The organism is Paraburkholderia phosphatilytica, from assembly GCF_003443895.1.
Lineage (GTDB): Bacteria > Pseudomonadota > Gammaproteobacteria > Burkholderiales > Burkholderiaceae > Paraburkholderia > Paraburkholderia phosphatilytica.
Genome location: NZ_QQOA01000003.1, coordinates 192,076 through 211,424 on the forward strand (window position 1 = coordinate 192,076; position 19,349 = coordinate 211,424).

Sequence of the window (19,349 nt, forward strand, 5' to 3'; positions counted from 1 at the left end):
TGCGCGCGCACTCCATGAACACCCTTCCGCTTTCCGGCCTGACCGCATGACCCGAATCGTTACGCGCCCCGCCTCTCCCGCCGACGCCGAAGCGCTGGTCCGCCACGGCCTGCATCCGGTGCTCGCGCGCCTCTATGCATCGCGCGGCGTCTGCCAGCCCGACGAGATCGAAACGGCGCTCGCGCGCCTCGTGCCGCCGGCCGGCCTGAAGGGCTGCGACGCCGCCGCCGCGCTGCTCGCCGATGCGCTCGAACAGGACCACTCGATGCTGGTCGTCGCGGACTACGACTGCGACGGCGCAACCGCCTGCGCGGTTGCCGTGCGCGGCCTCCGGATGTTCGGCGCGAAAGTCGACTACCTGGTGCCGAACCGCTTCGAGTACGGCTACGGACTCACGCCCGAGATCGTCGAGCTCGCGGCGTCCCGGCCGCTGGGCAAGCCCGACCTGCTGATCACGGTGGACAACGGCATCGCGAGCGTCGAAGGCGTCGAGGCGGCGAACGCGCTCGGCATCGACGTGCTCGTCACCGACCACCACCTGCCCGGCGACACGCTGCCGGTCGCACGCGCGATCGTCAATCCGAACCAGCCGGGCTGCACGTTCCCGAGCAAGTGCCTCGCGGGCGTCGGCGTGATGTTCTACGTGCTGCTCGCACTGCGCGCGGAACTGCGCGCGCGCGGCGCGTTCGGCGACGCGCGTCCCGAGCCGCGGCTCGACGGCCTGCTCGATCTCGTCGCGCTCGGCACCGTCGCCGACGTGGTGAAGCTCGACGGCAACAACCGCGTGCTGGTCGCGCAGGGCCTGCAGCGGATCCGCAACGGACGCATGCAGCCGGGCATCGCGGCGCTCTTTCGCGCGGCCGCCCGGGACGCGCGCGTGGCATCCGCGTTCGATCTCGGCTTCGGGCTCGGGCCGCGCCTGAATGCCGCCGGACGGCTGTCCGACATGTCGCTCGGCATCGAATGCCTGACGACGGACGACGTCGGCCGCGCGTGGGCGCTCGCGCAGCAGCTCGACACGATGAACCGCGAGCGGCGCGAAATCGAGGCGGGCATGCAGCAGCAGGCGCTCGCCGATCTGTCCTCGATCGACGCGACGGATCTCACGTCGCGCACCACCATCACCCTCTTCAACGCGGCGTGGCATCAGGGCGTGATCGGGATCGTCGCGGGCCGGCTGAAGGAGAAATTCAACCGCCCGTCGTTCACGTTCGCGCCCGCCGACGACAGCGGCGAGACCGTCAAGGGTTCGGGCCGCTCGATTCCCGGCTTCCACCTGCGCGACGCGCTCGATCTCGTATCGAAACGCGAGCCGGGCCTGATTCACCGCTTCGGCGGCCATGCGATGGCGGCGGGCCTCACGATCAGCGCCGCGGACGTGCCGCGCTTCACCGCCGCGTTCGAAGCGGTGGGCCGCGAATGGCTGACGGAAGACACGCTCGCGCGTATCGTCGAGACCGACGGCGATCTGGAAGACGCGTACTTCACGCCGCAGTTCGTGCAGCTGATCGACGCGGCCGTGTGGGGCCAGGGCTTTCCGGCGCCGGTATTTTCGGGCGAATTCGACGTGATGTCGCAGGCGCTCGTGAAGGACAAGCACCTGAAGCTGCAGCTGATGCGCGGCCGCCAGCGCTTCAACGCGATCTGGTTCAACCACACGGACACGCTGCCCGCCCGCGCAGTGCTGGCGTATCGCCTGACGAGCGACACATGGAACGGCGTGTCGCGGGTGCAGCTGATCGTCGAGCACGCGGCGCCTTGAGGTGTGAGATTCCGCGCGAAATCCCGTGCAATCCACGCTGTTCCTCGGCTCCGGCCACCCCTTCCCGGCCCGGATTCGCCCCTCGATCGGCTATAATTTCGTCTTTTGACGAAGCCACGAACGATCGACATGGAAGCGGAACGACTCAACGCGCTCGAAAGTACTCTCGCGGACCTGCGCCAGCGCGCGGGCGAGCTACGGGGGTATCTTTGACTACGACGCCAAGGCAGTACGGCTGATCGAAGTCAATCGCGAACTCGAAGACCCTGACGTCTGGAACGACTCGAAGCACGCGCAGGCGCTCGGCAAGGAAAAGAAGCTGCTCGACGGCGTCGTCGGCACGCTGAACGCGCTGGAAGCCGATCTCCAGGACACGCAGGACCTGTTCGAGATGGCGCGCGAGGAAAACGACGACGACACCTTCGTCGCGTGCGAGGAAGACGCGGGCAAACTAGAGGCGCGCGTCGCGGACATGGAATTCCGCCGGATGTTCTCGAACCCGGCCGATCCGAACAACGCGTTCATCGACATCCAGGCGGGCGCGGGCGGCACCGAAGCGTGCGACTGGGCGTCGATGCTGCTGCGCCAGTACCTGCGCTACTGCGAACGCAAGGGCTTCAAGACCGAAGTGCTCGAAGAGTCGGAAGGCGACGTGGCCGGCATCAAGAGCGCGACGATCAAGGTCGAAGGCGAATACGCATACGGCTTCCTGCGCACCGAAACCGGCATTCACCGCCTCGTGCGCAAGTCGCCGTTCGATTCGTCGGGCGGCCGTCATACGTCGTTCTCGTCGGTGTTCGTGTATCCGGAAATCGACGATTCGTTCGAAGTGGAAGTCAACCCGGCGGATCTACGCATCGATACGTTCCGCGCGTCGGGCGCCGGCGGCCAGCACATCAACAAGACCGATTCGGCGGTGCGGATCACGCACATGCCGAGCGGCATCGTCGTGCAGTGCCAGAACGACCGCTCGCAGCACCGTAACCGCGCCGAAGCGATGGCGATGCTGAAATCGCGTCTCTACGAAGCCGAGATGCGCAAGCGCCAGTCCGAGCAGGACAAGCTCGAGTCGAGCAAGTCGGACGTGGGCTGGGGTCACCAGATCCGCTCGTACGTGCTCGACAACAGCCGCATCAAGGATCTGCGCACCAACGTCGAAATCAGCAACACGAAGAGCGTGCTCGACGGCGATCTCGACGCGTTCATCAGCGCCAGTCTCAAGCAGGGCATCTGACGCGTCGACGCGCGGCCGCCTCTCATCACGGGCTGCCGCGCGGTTTCATACTGTCGCAAACCCAAGCACGCAGCATCACCCTGGCTTTCCCGCCGCGCATCGCTCGCGCGGCCACGACTACCGAACCATCATGACCGAACCGACCCAACCGAACGCAGCCGGAGCACCGGAGGACGACAACAAGATCATCGCGGAACGCCGCGAGAAGCTCCGTGCGCTGCGCGAGCAAGGCGTCGCCTACCCGAACGATTTCCGCCCGACCCACCACGCCGCCGATCTGCAGAAGGATTACGCGGAAGCGGATAAAGACGCGCTCGAAGCGAAACCGCTCGACGTCGCGATCGCGGGCCGCATGATGCTGAAGCGCGTGATGGGCAAGGCGAGCTTCGCGACGGTGCGCGACGGCTCGGGCCAGATCCAGTTCTTCATTACGCCGGCCGACGTCGGCGAAACGGCGTACGAGGCCTTCAAGAAGTGGGACATGGGCGACATCGTCGCCGCGCGCGGCCAGCTCTTTCGCACCAACAAGGGCGAGCTGTCGGTGCGCTGCACGGAGCTGCGCCTGCTGTCGAAGTCGCTGCGTCCGCTGCCGGACAAGTTCCATGGCCTCGCCGACCAGGAAACGCGCTACCGCCAGCGCTATGTCGACCTGATCGTCACGCCGGAAGCACGCGCAACCTTCCAGGCGCGCACGAAGGCGATGTCGTCGATCCGCCGCTTCATGTCGGACGCGAACTTCATGGAAGTCGAAACGCCGATGCTGCACCCGATTCCGGGCGGCGCCGCGGCGAAGCCGTTCGTCACGCATCACAACGCGCTCGACATGCAGATGTTCCTGCGCATCGCGCCGGAGCTGTACCTGAAGCGGCTCGTCGTCGGTGGCTTCGAGCGCGTGTTCGAGATCAACCGTAACTTCCGGAACGAAGGCGTGTCGCCGCGCCACAATCCGGAATTCACGATGATGGAGTTCTACGCCGCGTACACCGATTACCGCTGGCTGATGGACTTCACCGAACAGTTGATCCGCCAGGCCGCAGTCGACGCGCTCGGCACCGCGACGATCACCTATCAGGGCCGCGAGCTCGATCTGGGCAAGCCGTTCCATCGCCTGACGATCACCCAGGCGATCCAGAAATACGCGCCGCAATACACGGACGGTCAGCTGTCCGATACCGCATTCCTGCGCAGCGAGCTGAAGAAGTTCGGCGTCGATACGAACCAGCCGGCGTTCCTGAACGCGGGCGTCGGTTCGCTGCAGCTCGCGCTCTTCGAGGAAACGGCGGAATCGCAGCTGTGGGAGCCGACCTTCATCATCGACTACCCGATCGAAGTGTCGCCGCTCGCGCGCGCATCGGACTCGCTCGAGAACATCACCGAGCGTTTCGAACTCTTCATCACCGGCCGCGAGATCGCGAACGGCTTCTCGGAACTGAACGATCCGGAAGACCAGGCCGCGCGCTTCAAGAAGCAGGTCGAGCAGAAAGACGCCGGCGACGAGGAAGCGATGTTCTACGACGCCGACTACATCCGCGCGCTCGAATACGGGATGCCCCCGACGGGTGGCTGCGGTATCGGCATCGACCGCCTCGTGATGCTGCTGACCGACAGCCCCAGCATCCGCGACGTGATCCTGTTCCCGCATCTGCGTCGCGAAGATTAAAGGCGGCGCTCTGAGACGTGTCCGGCGCTGCGCTATGCCGACGCCGGACACCGCCATCGCACGATCGGCGCAGCGCAACGCTGCCTGTCCGTTGGTCGCGTTGATCATTTGTAACTATGGGTAAAAGCTGCACGCGCCATGCCGGTGCGACTTGCATCCGGCATTTGTTGCGACACCATTGAAGGCCGCGCCCATTGGCCGTTCGATACTTCCTGCGGGATCGCCGCGGTGCGCTGGCATAAAGCTTGTTACAAATAGATAAGCTTACATTCGAGGTTTGTCCGACAGTACGGTTTGACGGTCTGCCAGACCGATCGAACCGACTCTGCCAAGACGGAGGCACGAAATGGACAACATCAACGAACCACGCTCACCGAAACGACTTCACCCGCTGATCGCGACCGCCGCAGGCGCCGTGATCGTCGCGAGCCTCGCTGCGACCGCCGCGATCACCGGCGTGTTCCCGAAGGCATCCAGCACCAGCGCTCAATCCGATCAGACCACCGGCGCGCCGATCATCGCGTCGTCGCAACCGGTTGTGGATTCGGCCGCGCCGGCGGGGACGAATGCGCAGCAGCAGGCCCAGTTGCAGCAGCAACAGGCGGCAGCGGCGCAGCAGCAGGCTCAACAGCAACAGGCGCAAGCCCAACCGCAGCAGCCTGAACAGCCCGCGCCGCAGACGGCCCAGCAGGTGCCGGCACAGCCCTACCCGCAGCAGCAACAGCCTAATTACGCACAGCAGCCGCAGTACGCGCAGCAGGCTCCTGCACCCGCGGCGGTGTGTTCGTCGTGCGGCGTCGTCGAGGGCATCTCGGCGCAGCGGCAGGAAGGCCACGGTACCGGCATCGGCGCGGTGGGCGGCGCGCTGGCCGGCGGCGTGGTCGGTAACCAGTTCGGCAGCGGCGGCGGCCGTACCGCGATGACGATTCTCGGCGCGGTCGGCGGCGGCTTTGCCGGTAACGCGGTCGAAAAGCACGTGCGCAGCACGACGGTCTATTCGGTGCGCGTGCATATGGAAAACGGCCGCACGCGCTACTTCACGTATCACGAAGCGCCGCCGTTCCAGCAGGGCGAACGCGTGCGGATCCAGAACGGCACGCTGGTGGCTGGCTGATCGCGTGACCGCTGTGGCGCCTTCGCGAGTGGGCCACACCGACGCTCGCTCGCGAAGCGGCCCACAAACCCAGGCCCGCAAACGAAAAAGGCGACCCGCATGGGTCGCCTTTTTCACGTCACGGACAACGAGCGCCGTCGTACGCGCGGTGGACGTCACCCTCGCGCACCTGCGGCAATCGGAGCATCAATAATCCGCGTCCTCGATCCACGCGGCCTGGATCGCCTCGAGAATCCGTTCGCTCGATTTGTCGGGCGCGTCGTCGAAGCCTTCGAGTTCCGTCACCCAGCGATGCAGGTCCGTGAAACGCACGTATTGCGGATCGACGTCCGGGTGCGTGTCCGTCAGGGCCATCGCGATGTCCTGCGTATCGGTCCACTTCATGGCAGCTCGCTCCTGTTAGTGATTTTCCTTCGCGTGATTGATCGAGTAGCGCGGGATTTCGACGACGAGGTCGGCATCCTCGGGCACCATCGCCTGACAGGATAGACGCGATTCCGGCTCCAGTCCCCATGCCTTGTCGAGCAGATCGTCTTCGTCTTCCTCGGACGGCTCGAGCGCATTGAAGCCCTCGCGCACGATCACGTGGCAGGTCGTGCACGCGCACGACTTCTCGCAGGCATGCTCGATCTCGATGCCGTTGTCGAGCAGGTTGTCGCAGACGCTCTTGCCCGGCACGGCGTCGATTACCGCGCCCTCCGGACACAGTTCGACGTGAGGCAGCACAACGATTTGAGGCATACAGTTTCCGTTAGTCTGGGACCACGGCCGCCGCGTCCATCAGGGCGACGTGCCATGTCATTTTACTGGCGGCTTGCGCGCTGTCGACGCAGTTTTCCCCGCGTTGCGCGACCCTTGCCGTCCATGTTCGATCGAGCTTCGGCGAGCCTTTCAGGATCGCGCTCAGATCTCGTCGAGTTTGCGCCCTGAAAGCGCGCGGCGAATGCCCTTGTCCATGCGGCGCGCGGCGAATTCGTCGGTGCCTTCGGCGAGCGTTTTGGTCGCTGCTTCGATCGCATCCACGTCGTCGCCCTGCACGACGCCTTGCAGTGCCACGACGAGCGTATCGAGCTGCGCGCGTTCCGCGTCGTCGAGCAGTTCGCCGTCGGCGGCGAGCGCCGCATGCGTCGCTTCGATCAGCCGCTGCCCTTCGACCTGCGCCTCGCGCAGCGCACGCGCGCGCATGTCGATCTCGGCGGTCTTGAAGCTGTCTTCGAGCATCCGCGCGACATCGGCGTCGGCGAGTCCATACGACGGCTTCACCACCACCGACGCCTCCACGCCCGACAGCTGCTCGCGCGCGAACACCGACAGCAGGCCATCCGCATCAACCTGATAGGTCACACGAATCCGCGCGGCGCCGGCCGCCATCGGCGGAATGCCGCGCAGCTCGAAGCGCGCGAGCGAACGGCAATCGGAGACGAGCTCGCGCTCGCCCTGCACGACGTGAATCGCCATCGCGGTCTGACCGTCCTTGAAGGTGGTGAAATCCTGCGCGCGCGCGACCGGAATGGTCGAATTGCGCGGCACGATCTTCTCGGTGAGGCCGCCCATCGTTTCCACGCCGAGCGACAGCGGGATCACGTCGAGCAGCAGCCAGTCGTCGCCATCGCCGCCGCGGTTGCCCGCGAGCAGGTCGGCCTGGATCGCTGCGCCGAGCGCGACGACCTGATCCGGGTCGAGATTGGTGAGCGGCGGCTGGCCGAAGAACGCCTCGACCGCGCGCCGGATCACCGGCATCCGCGTCGCGCCGCCAACCAGCACCACGCCCTTGATGTCCGCGGGCGTCACCTTCGCGTCGCGCAGTGCGCGTTTCGTGGGGCCGAGCGTGCGTTGCACGAGCGCTTCAGTCAGCTGCGCGAAGGTCGCTTCGTCGATCGTCTGATCGAGGCGTGTACCGTTCGCGAGCGTGACGGCGAGCGGCGCATGCGGTTCGGCCGACAGCGCTTCTTTCACGTTGCGCACGCTGTCGAGGAGCAGACGCACGTCTTCGGGCGCGAGCGACTGCAGTTCGATGCCAGCTGTGGCGAGCACGTGGCGGAACAGCGCATGATCGAAATCGTCGCCGCCGAGCGCCGAGTCGCCGCCCGCCGCGAGCACTTCGAACACGCCCTTGGTCAGCCTCAGGATCGACAGGTCGAAGGTGCCGCCGCCCAGGTCGTACACCGCGTACAGCCCTTCGGCCGCGTTATCGAGCCCGTAGGCGATCGCGGCCGCGGTCGGTTCGTTGAGCAGACGCAGCACATTGAGGCCCGCGAGCCGTGCGGCGTCTTTCGTCGCCTGACGCTGCGCTTCGTCGAAGTACGCGGGCACCGTGATCACCGCGCCGACGAGTTCGTCGCCGAGCGAGTCTTCCGCGCGCTGACGCAGCGTCGCGAGAATTTCCGCGGACACTTCGACCGGGCTCTTCACGCCGTCGACAGTACGGATCTGCACCATGCCCGGCGCATCGACGAAGTCGTAAGGCGCATTCTCGGCGCCCTCCACTTCGCTCTTGCCGCGGCCCATGAAACGCTTCACCGAAACGATCGTGTTGCGCGGATCGATGACCGCCTCGGCCTTCGCCGCACGGCCGATGCGCCGCCCGCCCTCTTCGAGGTAACGCACGACCGACGGCAGCAGCACGTGGCCATCCTCGTCGGGCAAAACGTCCGGCGAGCCGCTGCGCACCGCGGCGACCAGCGAGTTTGTCGTGCCGAGATCGATGCCGACCGCGAGCCGCCGTTGATGCGGCGCGGGCGCCATGCCGGGTTCGGAGATTTGCAGTAAAGCCATCGTGATCTTCGTAGGGAGTTCGTTCGCCGCGCACGCGCGCGGCTCGTTCATCTGTTCGGTGCTGCGTCTGCTGCCTCTAAACGTCGAGCCTTTCGATCTGCGCGCCCACTTCGTGCGCGACCCGCTCGATGAACATCAGTTGCCGCACCGCTTCGCCGGCAGCCTGATCGGCGCCGCTGTCGAGCAGTTTGCCGAGCCGCTCGAAACGCACGCGTTCTTCGTCGCGCAGTTCGCCGAGCAATGCATCGAGCGCATCGACGTTCTTCGCCGCGGCGGCATCTTCGATGCTCTCGCGCCATTCCATCTGCTGCATCAGGAACGCCGGCTCCATCGCGGTGTTGTTCTCCGCGCCGACGTCGACGCCGCGCAGCGAAAGCAGATAACGCGCGCGCTTCAGCGGATCGCGCAGCGTCTGATAGGCCTCGTTCGCGCGCGTCGCCCATTGCATCGCTATGCGCTTCTGCGCGTCGCCGGCGGCCGCGAAGCGGTCCGGATGCACCTGCGCCTGCACGGTCCGATACGCATCGTTGAGCGCGTCCGCATCGATCGAAAACCGCGCGGGCAGATGAAACAGGTCGAAGTGGCTGTCTTTCAGCGAGGCCATGACAATGTTCGTTGCTGTGTTGCGATTGAAGTGCCGCCGCGGCGATCCGCGATCTCGCGCAGCGAGCCGCAGTTCAATCTACGCCGCACAAACTAAAAAGGCGGCACACGCCGCCTTTTGTCCGCTCGTGGCGGCGTTACACCCGGAACGACTCGCCGCACCCGCACTCGTCTTTCACGTTCGGGTTGTTGAAGCGGAAGCCTTCGTTCAGGCCTTCGCGCGCGAAGTCGAGTTCGGTGCCGTCGATGTACGCAAGGCTCTTCGGGTCGACGATGACCTTCACGCCATTGCTCTCGAACACCTGGTCTTCCGTGGCGAGCTCGTCGACGTACTCCAGCTTGTACGCGAGCCCCGAGCAGCCGGTGGTGCGCACGCCGAGCCGCAGCCCGATACCCTTGCCGCGCCGGGTCAGATACTTTTGCACGTGCTGTGCCGCTTTTTCGGTCAACGTAATGGCCATATCGCGTTACGCCGTTGCTTCGTTCGCGCCCGTGGCGGATGCAGTTGCCGGTGCAGCCGCGCCGTGACGCTGCTTGTAGTCGGCGACCGCTGCCTTGATCGCGTCTTCCGCGAGGATCGAGCAGTGGATCTTCACCGGCGGCAGCGCGAGCTCTTCGGCGATCTGCGTGTTCTTGATCGACAGCGCCTGGTCCAGCGTCTTGCCCTTCACCCACTCGGTGACGAGCGAGCTCGACGCGATCGCCGAACCGCAACCGTAGGTCTTGAACTTCGCGTCTTCGATCACGCCGTCCGCGCCCACGCGGATCTGCAGCTTCATCACGTCGCCGCAGGCCGGCGCGCCGACCATGCCCGTACCGACCGTCTCGTCGTCCTTCGAGAACGAACCGACGTTGCGCGGGTTTTCGTAGTGGTCCAGCACCTTGTCGCTATAAGCCATGATTGCACTCCTTCAATTCTGTTCGGTAGTTCGACGCTCGTGCTTCCGTGCGCGTCGACCGTCAATGCGTGCGTTCGTTTCCTTCGAGCCGTGCGCCCTTGAACGGCGCGATCAGTGCGCGGCCCACTGGATCGTCGTCAGGTCGATGCCGTCCTTGTGCATCTCCCACAGCGGCGACAGGTCGCGCAGCTTCGCGATCTTGCCCTTCAGCAGGTTGATCACGTAGTCGACGTCCTGTTCCGTCGTGAAACGGCCGACCGTGAAGCGGATCGAGCTGTGTGCGAGTTCGTCGTTGCGGCCGAGCGCGCGCAGCACGTACGACGGCTCGAGCGAAGCCGACGTGCACGCCGAACCCGACGACACCGCAACGTCCTTCACCGCCATGATCAGCGACTCGCCTTCGACGAAGTTGAAGCTGATGTTCAGGTTGTGCGGCACACGCTGTTCCATGTCGCCGTTCACATAGGTTTCCTCGATTTCCTGCAGGCCGCGCAGCAGCTTGTCGCGCAGCATGCGGATGCGTTCGTTCTCGGTGGCCATTTCTTCGCGCGCGATACGGAACGCTTCGCCCATGCCGACGATCTGGTGCGTGGCCAGCGTGCCCGAGCGCATGCCGCGCTCGTGGCCGCCGCCGTGCATCTGCGCTTCGATCCGCACACGCGGCTTGCGGCGCACGTACAGCGCGCCGATGCCCTTCGGGCCATAGGTCTTGTGCGCCGAGAACGACATCAGGTCGACCTTCAGCTTCTGCAGGTCGATCTCGACCTTGCCGGTGGCCTGCGCCGCGTCGACGTGGAAAATGATGCCTTTTTCACGGCAGATTTCGCCGATCGTCGCGATGTCCTGGATCACACCGATCTCGTTGTTCACATGCATCACCGACACGACGATCGTGTCCGGGCGCAGCGCCGCCTTGAATGCGTCGAGATCGATCAGGCCATCGGGCTTCACGTCGAGGTACGTGACTTCGAAGCCTTCGCGCTCGAGATCGCGGGTGGTGTCGAGCACGGCCTTGTGCTCGGTCTTCACCGTGATCAGGTGCCGGCCCTTGCTCTTGTAGAAGCGCGCGGCGCCCTTTAGCGCGAGGTTGTCGGATTCGGTCGCGCCCGACGTCCAGATGATTTCGCGCGGGTCCGCGTTCACGAGCGCGGCGACCTGCTCGCGCGCTTCCTCGACCGCGCGTTCCGCGGTCCAGCCGTACGCGTGACTACGCGACGCCGGGTTGCCGAACTGCTCGCGCAGATACGGAATCATCTTGTCCACCACGCGCGGATCGACCGGGGTCGTGGCGCTGTAGTCCATGTAAATGGGCAGGTGGGGAATATCGTTGTTCATCAATTGCTCCGGGGACATCGATGCTCTGGCCGAACTCGTCCGCGTTCTTTGCGCGCCAGCATGACCGGCGCGCCGCGCGGATCAGGAACTCGCCATGTTGAAAACGGAATTCGGACCCTTCGGCGCCACGCGGGTCGGTTCGACCGGCGGCGCCTCGCTGCGGCGATCGCGCAGCACCGCCGGCGCGCCTTCACGCGCCCGCTGCTGATCGACCAGATCCTTCAGCGACACCGAGTCCAGATACTCGACCATCTTCTGGTTCAGCGTGGACCACAGCTCGTGCGTCATGCAGTGGCCGTCGTGCTGCTTGGTGCCCTCGCAGCTGCCCTTGCCGCCGCACTGGGTGGCGTCGAGCGGTTCGTCGACGGCGATGATGATGTCCGCCACCGTGACGTCTTCCGCGCGCCGCGCGAGGTTGTAACCGCCGCCCGGACCGCGTACCGACTCGACGATCTCATGGCGACGCAGCTTGCCGAACAGCTGCTCGAGATAAGACAGCGAGATGTGCTGGCGCTGGCTGATACCTGCCAGCGTCACCGGGCCCTGCTCCTGGCGCAATGCCAGGTCGATCATCGCCGTGACGGCGAACCGGCCTTTCGTGGTGAGTCTCATGATGTTGGGGAACCGCAATTCTCGACAATTTTCGTCAAGTATAAATACATGAGAGTTTTAGTCAAGTATCCACGGTGACAGATGGGTTATCTGCTTAATTCGCGAGCTGGCCGCGCAGCCCCGCGAGCAGTCCGCGGCAGGCCGCCTCGCACTGGTCCAGCACCGCCTCGAACCCGCCATCGTCGCCGAAGTACGGATCCACGACTTCGCGGGCGTCCGCCTGCGGATCGAACTCCATCAGCAGGCGGATCTTGTCGCGATGGGCCGGCGGGCAGATCCGCGTGAGCGCGGCGACGTTCGCATCGTCCATCGCGATCAGCAGGTCGAAGCGCTCGAAATCCGCCGCGCCGATATGCCAGCCGCCGGTGCCCGCCGAATCGATCTCGATGCGGTTACCCAGTTTCGCGGCCGCCACCTGATCGCGCATCACGCCCTCCGCCGTCGGGGAGCGGCAGATATTCCCCAGACAGACAAAACAGATCGCGATGGATTTCATCGGAAAAACCGGCGATGCGCCGCGGTTGTAAAAAAGGGTGCGGCGATTATACAAACGGTTGGAATTTGGCGCCGGAGGGCTTGCAGCGGAGGGTCTCGCGGCCGTGGTCTCACGGCCTGAAGGCGCGTGACGAATCAGCGAGGCACTGAGCGCCCCGCTCGTTGCCGCTTAAAGCGCAGCAGCAGGTGCGCTCATCGAGCCGCTGGAGGGCATCGGCTTCACCGCTGCCTCCGACGCGTCGCTCACGAACCCGTACGACACCGTGCGGGCAAGCTCCGCCGTCAGCGCGTTCGCCGCGAGCGGCATCGGCTGCGCGCGCGACGACAGATCGTCCGCCGATCGCACCCACGCTGCGATACCGAGTACCAGCACAATGGCCACAGGCCACCAGGTCAGGATTTTGGTTTTCATCGTTGTTCTCCGTGCTTGGGATCACGCGGGCACATGACCCACTTTCCCCACGGATAATTTTATGCAATGCAGCAACGCGGAAAAAGCCTGTCCGGCAACACACTGCGTTGCACGAATCGACATAGTCGCTGCGATTGCACATCAACGATGAGCGTCAGGATGGTCGGCGGCGGATGCACGGCAAGATCCGGATCCACCGCCCGTTCAGTGATACCGGCGCGCCGAGCTGTCCGTATGGCTGCGCTGCGCCGCGTAGAGTTCGCGGAAGGTCCGCCCGACCGGCGCCGGCAGGTCGCGCGTATCGGTCCAGCCTCCGCCGAGCGGCAGCTTCGAGATGGCGTGGGCCTTGCCGCCGAGCATCTCGAGCATCCGCACCGCGAGTTTCGTGAAGAGCGCGTAGGCGGCGGGACGCATCGCGAGGAAGCCCCAGGCGGCCAGCGCGGCGCGCTCGGAGAACGGCCGCAGCCGCCGCTCGACCTGCTTCTCGCGCAGCTTGCGCAGCAGGTCCGACAGCGGAATGCCGACCGGGCAGACGCTATTGCACTCGCCGCACAGCGTGGCGGCCTGCGGCAGGTCGAGCGCCTTGTCGAGGCCGACATAGCTCGGCGTCAGCACCGAGCCCATCGGGCCCGGATACACCCAGCCATACGCATGGCCGCCGACCTTCTGGTACACCGGGCAATGGTTCATGCACGCGCCGCAGCGGATACAGCGCAGCATCTCCTGAAACTCGCTGCCGATGAGCCCGGTGCGACCGCCGTCGACCAGCACCACGTACATGTGCTCGGGGCCGTCCTGGTCGTCGGCGCCGCGCGGCCCGGTCAGCAGCGAAAAGTAGTTCGAGGTCGCCTGACCCGTCGCCGAGCGCGGCAGGAGGCGCATCGCGGTGGCCAGGTCCTCGAGCGTCGGTAGCACCTTCTCGATGCCCGTCACCGCGACGTGCACGCGCGGCATCACCGTGCACATGCCCTCGTTGCCTTCGTTCGTGACGAGCACGACGGAGCCCGTCTCGGCAACCAGAAAGTTACCGCCCGTCACGCCCATGTCCGCCGACAGAAAATGCGGCCGCAGCACGAGCCGCGCCTCGCGCGTCATGTCGGGAATTTCGGTCAGCCGCGGGCGCGCGTGGGTGCGGGCGAACAGGTCGGCGATCTCGTCCTTGTCCTTGTGCACGACGGGCGCAATGATGTGGCTAGGCGGCTCGGCATCGTTGATCTGCAGGATGTATTCGCCGAGGTCGGTCTCGATCGACTGCACGCCCATCTCGCCGAGCACTTCGTTCAGACGCATTTCCTCGGTGACCATCGACTTCGTCTTGATCACCTTCTTCACGTCGTGCTGCCGCGCGATGTCCGCGACGAGCCGCGCCGCGTCCTGGGTCGTCTCAGCGAACAGCACCGTCACGCCGCGCCGCGTCGCCTCGCGTTCGAACGCCTCGATCCACACGTCGAGATTCTCGAGCGCGCGGTTGCGGCGCTCCTTCAGCGCGCTGCGGGTCGCTTCGAAATCGATCGCGGTGATCGCGCTCGCGCGGCCCGCGACGAACTTCGACGACAGTTTCTTCAGGTTCTGCTGCAGACGCTGGTCCGCGAGCTTCTGTCCCGCGCGCGGCTTGAACTGCATCGACTGGACTTGCATGGGCTGGCCTGCGAGATGAGTGGCGTGGGGTAACGGAGCGTTTCCGGCTTCTTTCTGTGAGGCGCGGCACGACGGCGCGCCTTGGAGAACGCCGCTCAAACGTCGCCGGCAAGCACCTGCGCGATATGTAGCACGCGCGTGGTCGTGTCGCCGGTGCGGCGCAGCCGCCCTTCGATATTCAGCATGCAGCCGAGGTCGCCAAGCACGACCGCGTTCGCGCCGCTCGCGCGGATGTTGTCGCATTTCTCGTCGACGATCGCGGTCGAGATGTTGCCGTACTTGACCGCGAACGTGCCGCCGAAGCCGCAGCAGTGCTCGCAGCTGGTCATCTCGGTCACGGCGACGCCCGCCTGCGCAAGCAGCGCGCGCGGCTGCGCTTTCACGCCGAGTTCGCGCAGCCCCGAGCAGGCATCGTGATACGTGACGCTGCCTTCGAAGCCGATCGCCTCCAGCGATACCTTCGCGACGTCGGCGAGGAATTCCGTCAGCTCGAACACGCGCGGGCGCAGGCGCGCAAGCCGGCCGGTCAGTTCGGGATCGTCGCGGAACAGGTCGGCGTAGTGCGCGCGGATCATGCCGCCGCACGATCCGGACGGCACGACGACATAGTCGAACTGCTCGAACTCGCGCAGCGTCTTGTCGGCGAGATCGCGGGCGAGCCGGCGGTCGCCGGAGTTGTAGGCGGGTTGCCCGCAGCACGTCTGTGCGGGTGGCACCACCACCTCGAAGCCCGCGCGCTCGATCAGCTTGATCACGGAGAAACCGATTTCCGGGCGCATCAGATCAATCAGGCAGGTGACGAACAATCCGACTCGCATGGCTGCTCCTCCGAAAAAACGTCCCTGATTATCCGCTGTTTGCAGCACAACTCCAACGCCTGGCGCGCCGGGGCGTTCTTGTCTCACAATTCGAGAGAGACCTCAAAGGTGCGCAACCGCCGTTCGCTTTTTTCACTATACGAGATACAATCGCCTATCCTTACGCTCTTTGACGCGTCAAACGATTCCCATGAGCGACACGAACCCGGATCCCAAGACTTCCATCCAGGTGATCGAACGCATGATGCGGCTGCTGGACGCCCTCGCCGCGCATACCGACCCCGTCAGCCTGAAAGAACTCGCGCAGCGCACCGAGCTGCATCCATCCACGGCTCACCGCATCCTGAACGACATGGTCACGTGCCGGCTCGTCGATCGTTCGGATCCGGGCACGTACCGGCTTGGCATGCGCCTGCTCGAACTCGGCAACCTCGTGAAGGCGCGCCTGTCGGTGCGCGACGCGGCGCTCACGCCGATGCGCGAACTGCATCGCGCCACCGGCCAGACGGTGAACCTGTCGGTGCGCCAGGGCGACGAGATCGTCTACATCGAACGTGCGTACTCGGAACGCTCGGGCATGCAGGTCGTCCGCGCGATCGGCGGCCGTGCGCCGCTGCACCTGACCTCGGTCGGCAAGCTCTTCCTCGCCGCCGACGAAGCGAACCGCGTGCGCGCCTACGCCACCCGCACGGGCCTGTCGGGCCACACGCAGAACAGCATCACCGACCTCGCCAAGCTCGAGCGCGAACTTGCGTTCGTGCGGCAGCAGGCGTGCGCGCGCGACAATGAAGAGCTGGAGCTGGGCGTGCGCTGTATCGCGGCCGGCATCTACGACGACACCGGCAAGCTTGTCGCCGGGCTGTCGCTGTCCGCGCCGGCGGACCGTCTGCAGGACTCGTGGCTCGGGCAGTTGAGCCAGACCGCGCTGGTGATTTCGGAGTCGCTCGGTTACCGGCCGGAACTGGCGACGCCGGCGAATGGAAGCGGCGCCGGCGCGGCGCACGCGCATTAGGCGTGCGGTAGCGGCTCGCACGCGGCGCCATCGGGTACCGAATCCGCCAGAAACAAGAAGCCCCGCATTCACGGGGCTTTTCTTATTCCGTTTGCAGCGAGGCGGAGGCTCAGGTGCCCGCGCCGCCCGCATCCGCGCTCGTGATGCGCTGATCGCCGCCATTGTCGAGCCACGTGCGCAGACGCGTGGCGTCGGCGAAGCGCGAGTATTTGCCCGACGAATCGAGCAGCACCATGATCACCGGACGACCGTGGATGGTAGCCTGCATCACGAGGCACTCGCCCGCTTCGTTGATGAAGCCGGTCTTCTGCAGACCGATGTCCCACGTCGGATTGCGCACCAGCGCGTTCGTGCTGTTGTATGCGAGGTTGCGCTTGCCCGTGAACACGTCGTAGCTGTGATCGGTCGAGAACTTGCGGATCATCGGGTACTGGTACGCCGCGTTGACCATCTTCACGAGATCGCGCGCGGTTGAGACGTTTTGGCTCGTCAAACCCGTCGAGTTTTCGAAGTGCGTGTCCGTCATGCCGAGCGCTTTGGCCTTCGCGTTCATCGCTGCGATGAAGGCCGGGCGGCCGCCCGGGTAGTAGCGCGACAGCGCTGCCGCGGCACGGTTTTCCGACGCCATCAGCGCGATGTGCAGCATGTCTTCACGCGACAGCACCGAGCCGACCGACAGACGCGAGCCGGTGTTCTTCTCGTAGTCGCGATCGGCGTCCGTTACTTCGATCATCTCGGTCATCGGCGCCTTCGAATCGAGCACGACCATCGCCATCATCAGCTTGCTGATCGACGCGATCGGCACCACCGCGTGCGAGTTCTTGTCGAAGAGCGGATCGAGCGAATTCTGGTCCACCACGTACGCGACGCTCGAACGCAGCATCAGCTGGTCGGGCGTATCGTGCAGGCCGAACGCCTCGCCGACCGACGGCGACCGCGGTTCGAACGCGACGCGATTGACGGCCGCGCGGTGGTGCGCGCCCATCACATAGCTCACGCGCTTGTGGCGGCTCTTCGCATGGGGGGCATCTTCCGGATCGGCGGCGGCCGTCTTCGCCGCAGCCTTCGACGACTTGGCGGCGACCTTGCCGGTTGCATGCACGGGGGCCTTGCGGACGACTTTGGCGTGCTCGCCCTTCTTCTCCGTTTTCGTCGGAGTAGCGGCGTAAGCATCGACAGGGGCGGCCACCGTCGCGGCGATGATCGCGGACGCGGCGTACGACAGCGCGGTGCCGAAAGCGGCGCCCTGGATCAGTTTCAGCGACGAAAACAGGTCGGTTTTCATTGGTGTTCTGGTGGCAGCGACGGGATTTTCCCGCCCAGTGTAGTAAAACAACGAAAATTTAGCAAATTTAAGCACTTACCCGACCTCGTTAAACCGGAATGTCAGCGGTCATTGCGAGAGCCGATAGACTCGGCAGCTCAATCGAAAAAAACAATCAGCTAGCCGCCTCAACGGCGCCCCTGCCATGCATGAAATGGACCTGCCAATTCGCATAACGGCAAAGTCACCGGGTTCTTGACCGGGGATTACAACCATAGGGTTGGCGCGGAGCGGAGCGCAGCGCAGGCGATCCAGCAAATTCGCCATGCTCGCACGAAACGCCTGAATCGCTCGGCAGACGCGTCTTAAGCGCCCGCTGCGGATTCCGCAAGACGCGCGTTCGACTGCTGTCCTGCATTAACGTTCAATGACAGTTGTCGGTTTACACGCGATGCAAACTGGGTTTTCAGGGCCCGAAAGCCGCATCCAGCTGCCTTCTGTCATCAGCGCGACACCCGCAATGCCGATCATCGGATGGCGGTGCAGCACGCACCGCGACGGTGCAATCCGGGAAAACACGGACCTATGCGCTATGGCGCAACCGCTTCATAAATCGTTGTTTTTGCTCCGCTTTCGAACGATTGTGCGACGCACAAAAAATTCTTGACATTCGCGCGGGCCATCCTAAAATAGCAACCATTGCTGCGACGCACCATGCTTATCGCAGCCTCGTACAGGGCACCTTTCTGCCTTAACCCATCAGTCCGCGAGAGACGGACTGTACTCCAGGAGCGTAAGTCATGACTCTGCTGACCCCCGAGCAAATCGCCGCCGCACAGAAAGCCAACCTCGAAACCCTTTTCGGTCTCACGAACAAGGCGTTCGAAGGCGTCGAAAAGCTCGTCGAGCTGAATCTGCAAGTCGTGAAGTCGACGATCGCGGAATCGCAGGAAAACGCGCAACGCGCGCTGTCCGTGAAGGACGCGCAGGAACTGCTCGCGCTGCAGGCTGGCCTCGTGCAGCCGGTTGCCGAGAAGGTTCTGTCGTACGGCCGTCACCTGTATGAAATCGCGTCGGCCACGCAAGCCGAGTTCTCGCGTGTTGCTGAAGCGCAATACGAAGAGCAGAACCGCAAGGTGCAGGCGCTCGTCGAAAACGTCGCGAAGAACGCACCGGCTGGTTCGGAAACGGCTGTTGCCGTGATGAAGTCGGCGATCACCGCTGCGAACACGACGTACGAAACGGTTCACAAGGCAACGAAGCAAGCTGTCGAAATCGCTGAAAGCAACTTCAACGCAGCTGCTGCCGCTGCAACGAAGGCTGCCGCGCAAGCTTCGCGCGCAACGAAGAAGGCAACGGCCTAAGCCTTCGCTGCACCCCGCGGCGCCGGATCTGCTCCGGTTGCCGCAGCGGAAACGCGAGATCTTTCTCGCGTTTCCGCGCGTCGGAAACACCCCCCATCGCCTGCCCCTTGCTTTTCGACGACCTGACTCGATCAGGCCGTCTGGCAGGCGACGCCGTGGAGCCACAGCGTTGTGCGGCGGACATCCGCCTTGTGCAACCGAACGCTCCGATACGTGGACAGCGTATCGTTCCTCCCGGCTCAGGCCGGGATTTTTTTGGGCGCGGCAACGTAAAAACAGCAACGGCGCATTCTGCTCATCACAGAATGCGCCGTTGTTTTTTGCGGCAGCGGTTATCGCTCGTAGCGGGCGC

The 19,349-nt window shown here is 64.9% G+C and carries 19 protein-coding genes; 6 read left to right on the top strand and 13 right to left on the bottom strand.

What is annotated here, in order from left to right:
* Positions 1-46 precede the first annotated feature (46 nt).
* The 4 genes from recJ to DVS29_RS04455 all read left to right on the top strand — a co-directional run bounded on the left by recJ (position 47) and on the right by DVS29_RS04455 (position 5,770).
* Positions 47-1,762 carry a single-stranded-DNA-specific exonuclease RecJ gene (gene recJ, locus DVS29_RS04440; protein WP_118179224.1) on the top strand — a complete coding sequence of 572 codons (1,716 nt, stop codon included), beginning with the start codon at positions 47-49 and terminating at the stop codon, positions 1,760-1,762.
* A gap of 129 nt (positions 1,763-1,891) precedes the next feature.
* Positions 1,892-2,996 (top strand): peptide chain release factor 2 gene (gene prfB / locus DVS29_RS04445; RefSeq protein WP_118179225.1). Its coding sequence is split into 2 segments (ribosomal slippage): positions 1,892-1,972 and positions 1,974-2,996, totalling 1,104 coding nucleotides; the frame shifts between segments, so codons are not numbered across the junction.
* A gap of 130 nt (positions 2,997-3,126) precedes the next feature.
* Complete coding sequence (gene lysS / locus DVS29_RS04450; protein ID WP_118179226.1) at positions 3,127-4,656, top strand: lysine--tRNA ligase; 1,530 nt, start codon at positions 3,127-3,129, stop codon at positions 4,654-4,656.
* Between the two features lie 346 nt (positions 4,657-5,002).
* Complete coding sequence (locus DVS29_RS04455) at positions 5,003-5,770, top strand: outer membrane lipoprotein (protein ID WP_118179227.1); 768 nt, start codon at positions 5,003-5,005, stop codon at positions 5,768-5,770.
* A gap of 186 nt (positions 5,771-5,956) precedes the next feature.
* Here the strand turns inward: DVS29_RS04455 and iscX are convergent, their stop codons facing one another.
* The 12 genes from iscX to DVS29_RS04515 all read right to left on the bottom strand — a co-directional run bounded on the left by iscX (position 5,957) and on the right by DVS29_RS04515 (position 15,357).
* The gene (iscX, locus tag DVS29_RS04460) at positions 5,957-6,154 is read right to left on the bottom strand and encodes a Fe-S cluster assembly protein IscX (protein ID WP_118179228.1); all 198 of its coding nucleotides are present in this window, start codon (positions 6,152-6,154) and stop codon (positions 5,957-5,959) included.
* A gap of 15 nt (positions 6,155-6,169) precedes the next feature.
* Positions 6,170-6,511, bottom strand: a complete 342-nt coding sequence (gene fdx, locus DVS29_RS04465; protein WP_118179229.1) for an ISC system 2Fe-2S type ferredoxin — start codon at positions 6,509-6,511, stop codon at positions 6,170-6,172.
* A gap of 162 nt (positions 6,512-6,673) precedes the next feature.
* Complete coding sequence (gene hscA / locus DVS29_RS04470) at positions 6,674-8,545, bottom strand: Fe-S protein assembly chaperone HscA (protein ID WP_118179375.1); 1,872 nt, start codon at positions 8,543-8,545, stop codon at positions 6,674-6,676.
* A 76-nt stretch (positions 8,546-8,621) separates the two neighbouring features.
* A complete protein-coding gene (gene hscB, locus DVS29_RS04475; protein ID WP_118179230.1) occupies positions 8,622-9,149 on the bottom strand; it encodes a Fe-S protein assembly co-chaperone HscB in 528 nt (175 codons plus the stop codon).
* Positions 9,150-9,285: 136 nt separating this feature from the next.
* Positions 9,286-9,609 (bottom strand): iron-sulfur cluster assembly protein IscA, encoded by a 324-nt coding sequence (gene iscA / locus DVS29_RS04480; protein WP_118179231.1) that lies wholly within the window; start codon positions 9,607-9,609, stop codon positions 9,286-9,288.
* A gap of 6 nt (positions 9,610-9,615) precedes the next feature.
* Positions 9,616-10,047: a Fe-S cluster assembly scaffold IscU gene (gene iscU, locus DVS29_RS04485; RefSeq protein ID WP_118179232.1), complete on the bottom strand. Its 432-nt coding sequence runs from the start codon at positions 10,045-10,047 to the stop codon at positions 9,616-9,618.
* Positions 10,048-10,158: 111 nt separating this feature from the next.
* Complete coding sequence (locus DVS29_RS04490) at positions 10,159-11,382, bottom strand: IscS subfamily cysteine desulfurase (RefSeq protein WP_118179233.1); 1,224 nt, start codon at positions 11,380-11,382, stop codon at positions 10,159-10,161.
* Positions 11,383-11,463: 81 nt separating this feature from the next.
* A complete protein-coding gene (iscR, locus tag DVS29_RS04495; RefSeq protein WP_118179234.1) occupies positions 11,464-11,994 on the bottom strand; it encodes a Fe-S cluster assembly transcriptional regulator IscR in 531 nt (176 codons plus the stop codon).
* 94 nt (positions 11,995-12,088) lie between these two features.
* Entirely contained in the window at positions 12,089-12,490 is a 402-nt protein-coding gene (locus tag DVS29_RS04500; protein ID WP_118179235.1) for a low molecular weight protein-tyrosine-phosphatase, read from the bottom strand.
* Between the two features lie 168 nt (positions 12,491-12,658).
* Positions 12,659-12,901: a hypothetical protein gene (locus DVS29_RS04505; protein ID WP_240655457.1), complete on the bottom strand. Its 243-nt coding sequence runs from the start codon at positions 12,899-12,901 to the stop codon at positions 12,659-12,661.
* A 204-nt stretch (positions 12,902-13,105) separates the two neighbouring features.
* The gene (locus DVS29_RS04510; protein WP_118179236.1) at positions 13,106-14,539 is read right to left on the bottom strand and encodes a lactate utilization protein B; all 1,434 of its coding nucleotides are present in this window, start codon (positions 14,537-14,539) and stop codon (positions 13,106-13,108) included.
* 95 nt (positions 14,540-14,634) lie between these two features.
* Positions 14,635-15,357 (bottom strand): (Fe-S)-binding protein, encoded by a 723-nt coding sequence (locus tag DVS29_RS04515; protein ID WP_118179237.1) that lies wholly within the window; start codon positions 15,355-15,357, stop codon positions 14,635-14,637.
* A 190-nt stretch (positions 15,358-15,547) separates the two neighbouring features.
* On the opposite strand from DVS29_RS04515, the gene DVS29_RS04520 reads away from it, so the two are divergent.
* Positions 15,548-16,369: an IclR family transcriptional regulator gene (locus tag DVS29_RS04520; RefSeq protein ID WP_118179238.1), complete on the top strand. Its 822-nt coding sequence runs from the start codon at positions 15,548-15,550 to the stop codon at positions 16,367-16,369.
* A 109-nt stretch (positions 16,370-16,478) separates the two neighbouring features.
* Here DVS29_RS04520 and pbpG read toward each other — a convergent pair whose 3' ends face one another.
* Entirely contained in the window at positions 16,479-17,654 is a 1,176-nt protein-coding gene (pbpG, locus tag DVS29_RS04525; protein WP_118179239.1) for a D-alanyl-D-alanine endopeptidase, read from the bottom strand.
* A 779-nt stretch (positions 17,655-18,433) separates the two neighbouring features.
* Here pbpG and DVS29_RS04530 point away from each other — a divergent pair.
* The gene (locus DVS29_RS04530) at positions 18,434-18,997 is read left to right on the top strand and encodes a phasin family protein (RefSeq protein ID WP_118179240.1); all 564 of its coding nucleotides are present in this window, start codon (positions 18,434-18,436) and stop codon (positions 18,995-18,997) included.
* Positions 18,998-19,349 lie beyond the last annotated feature (352 nt).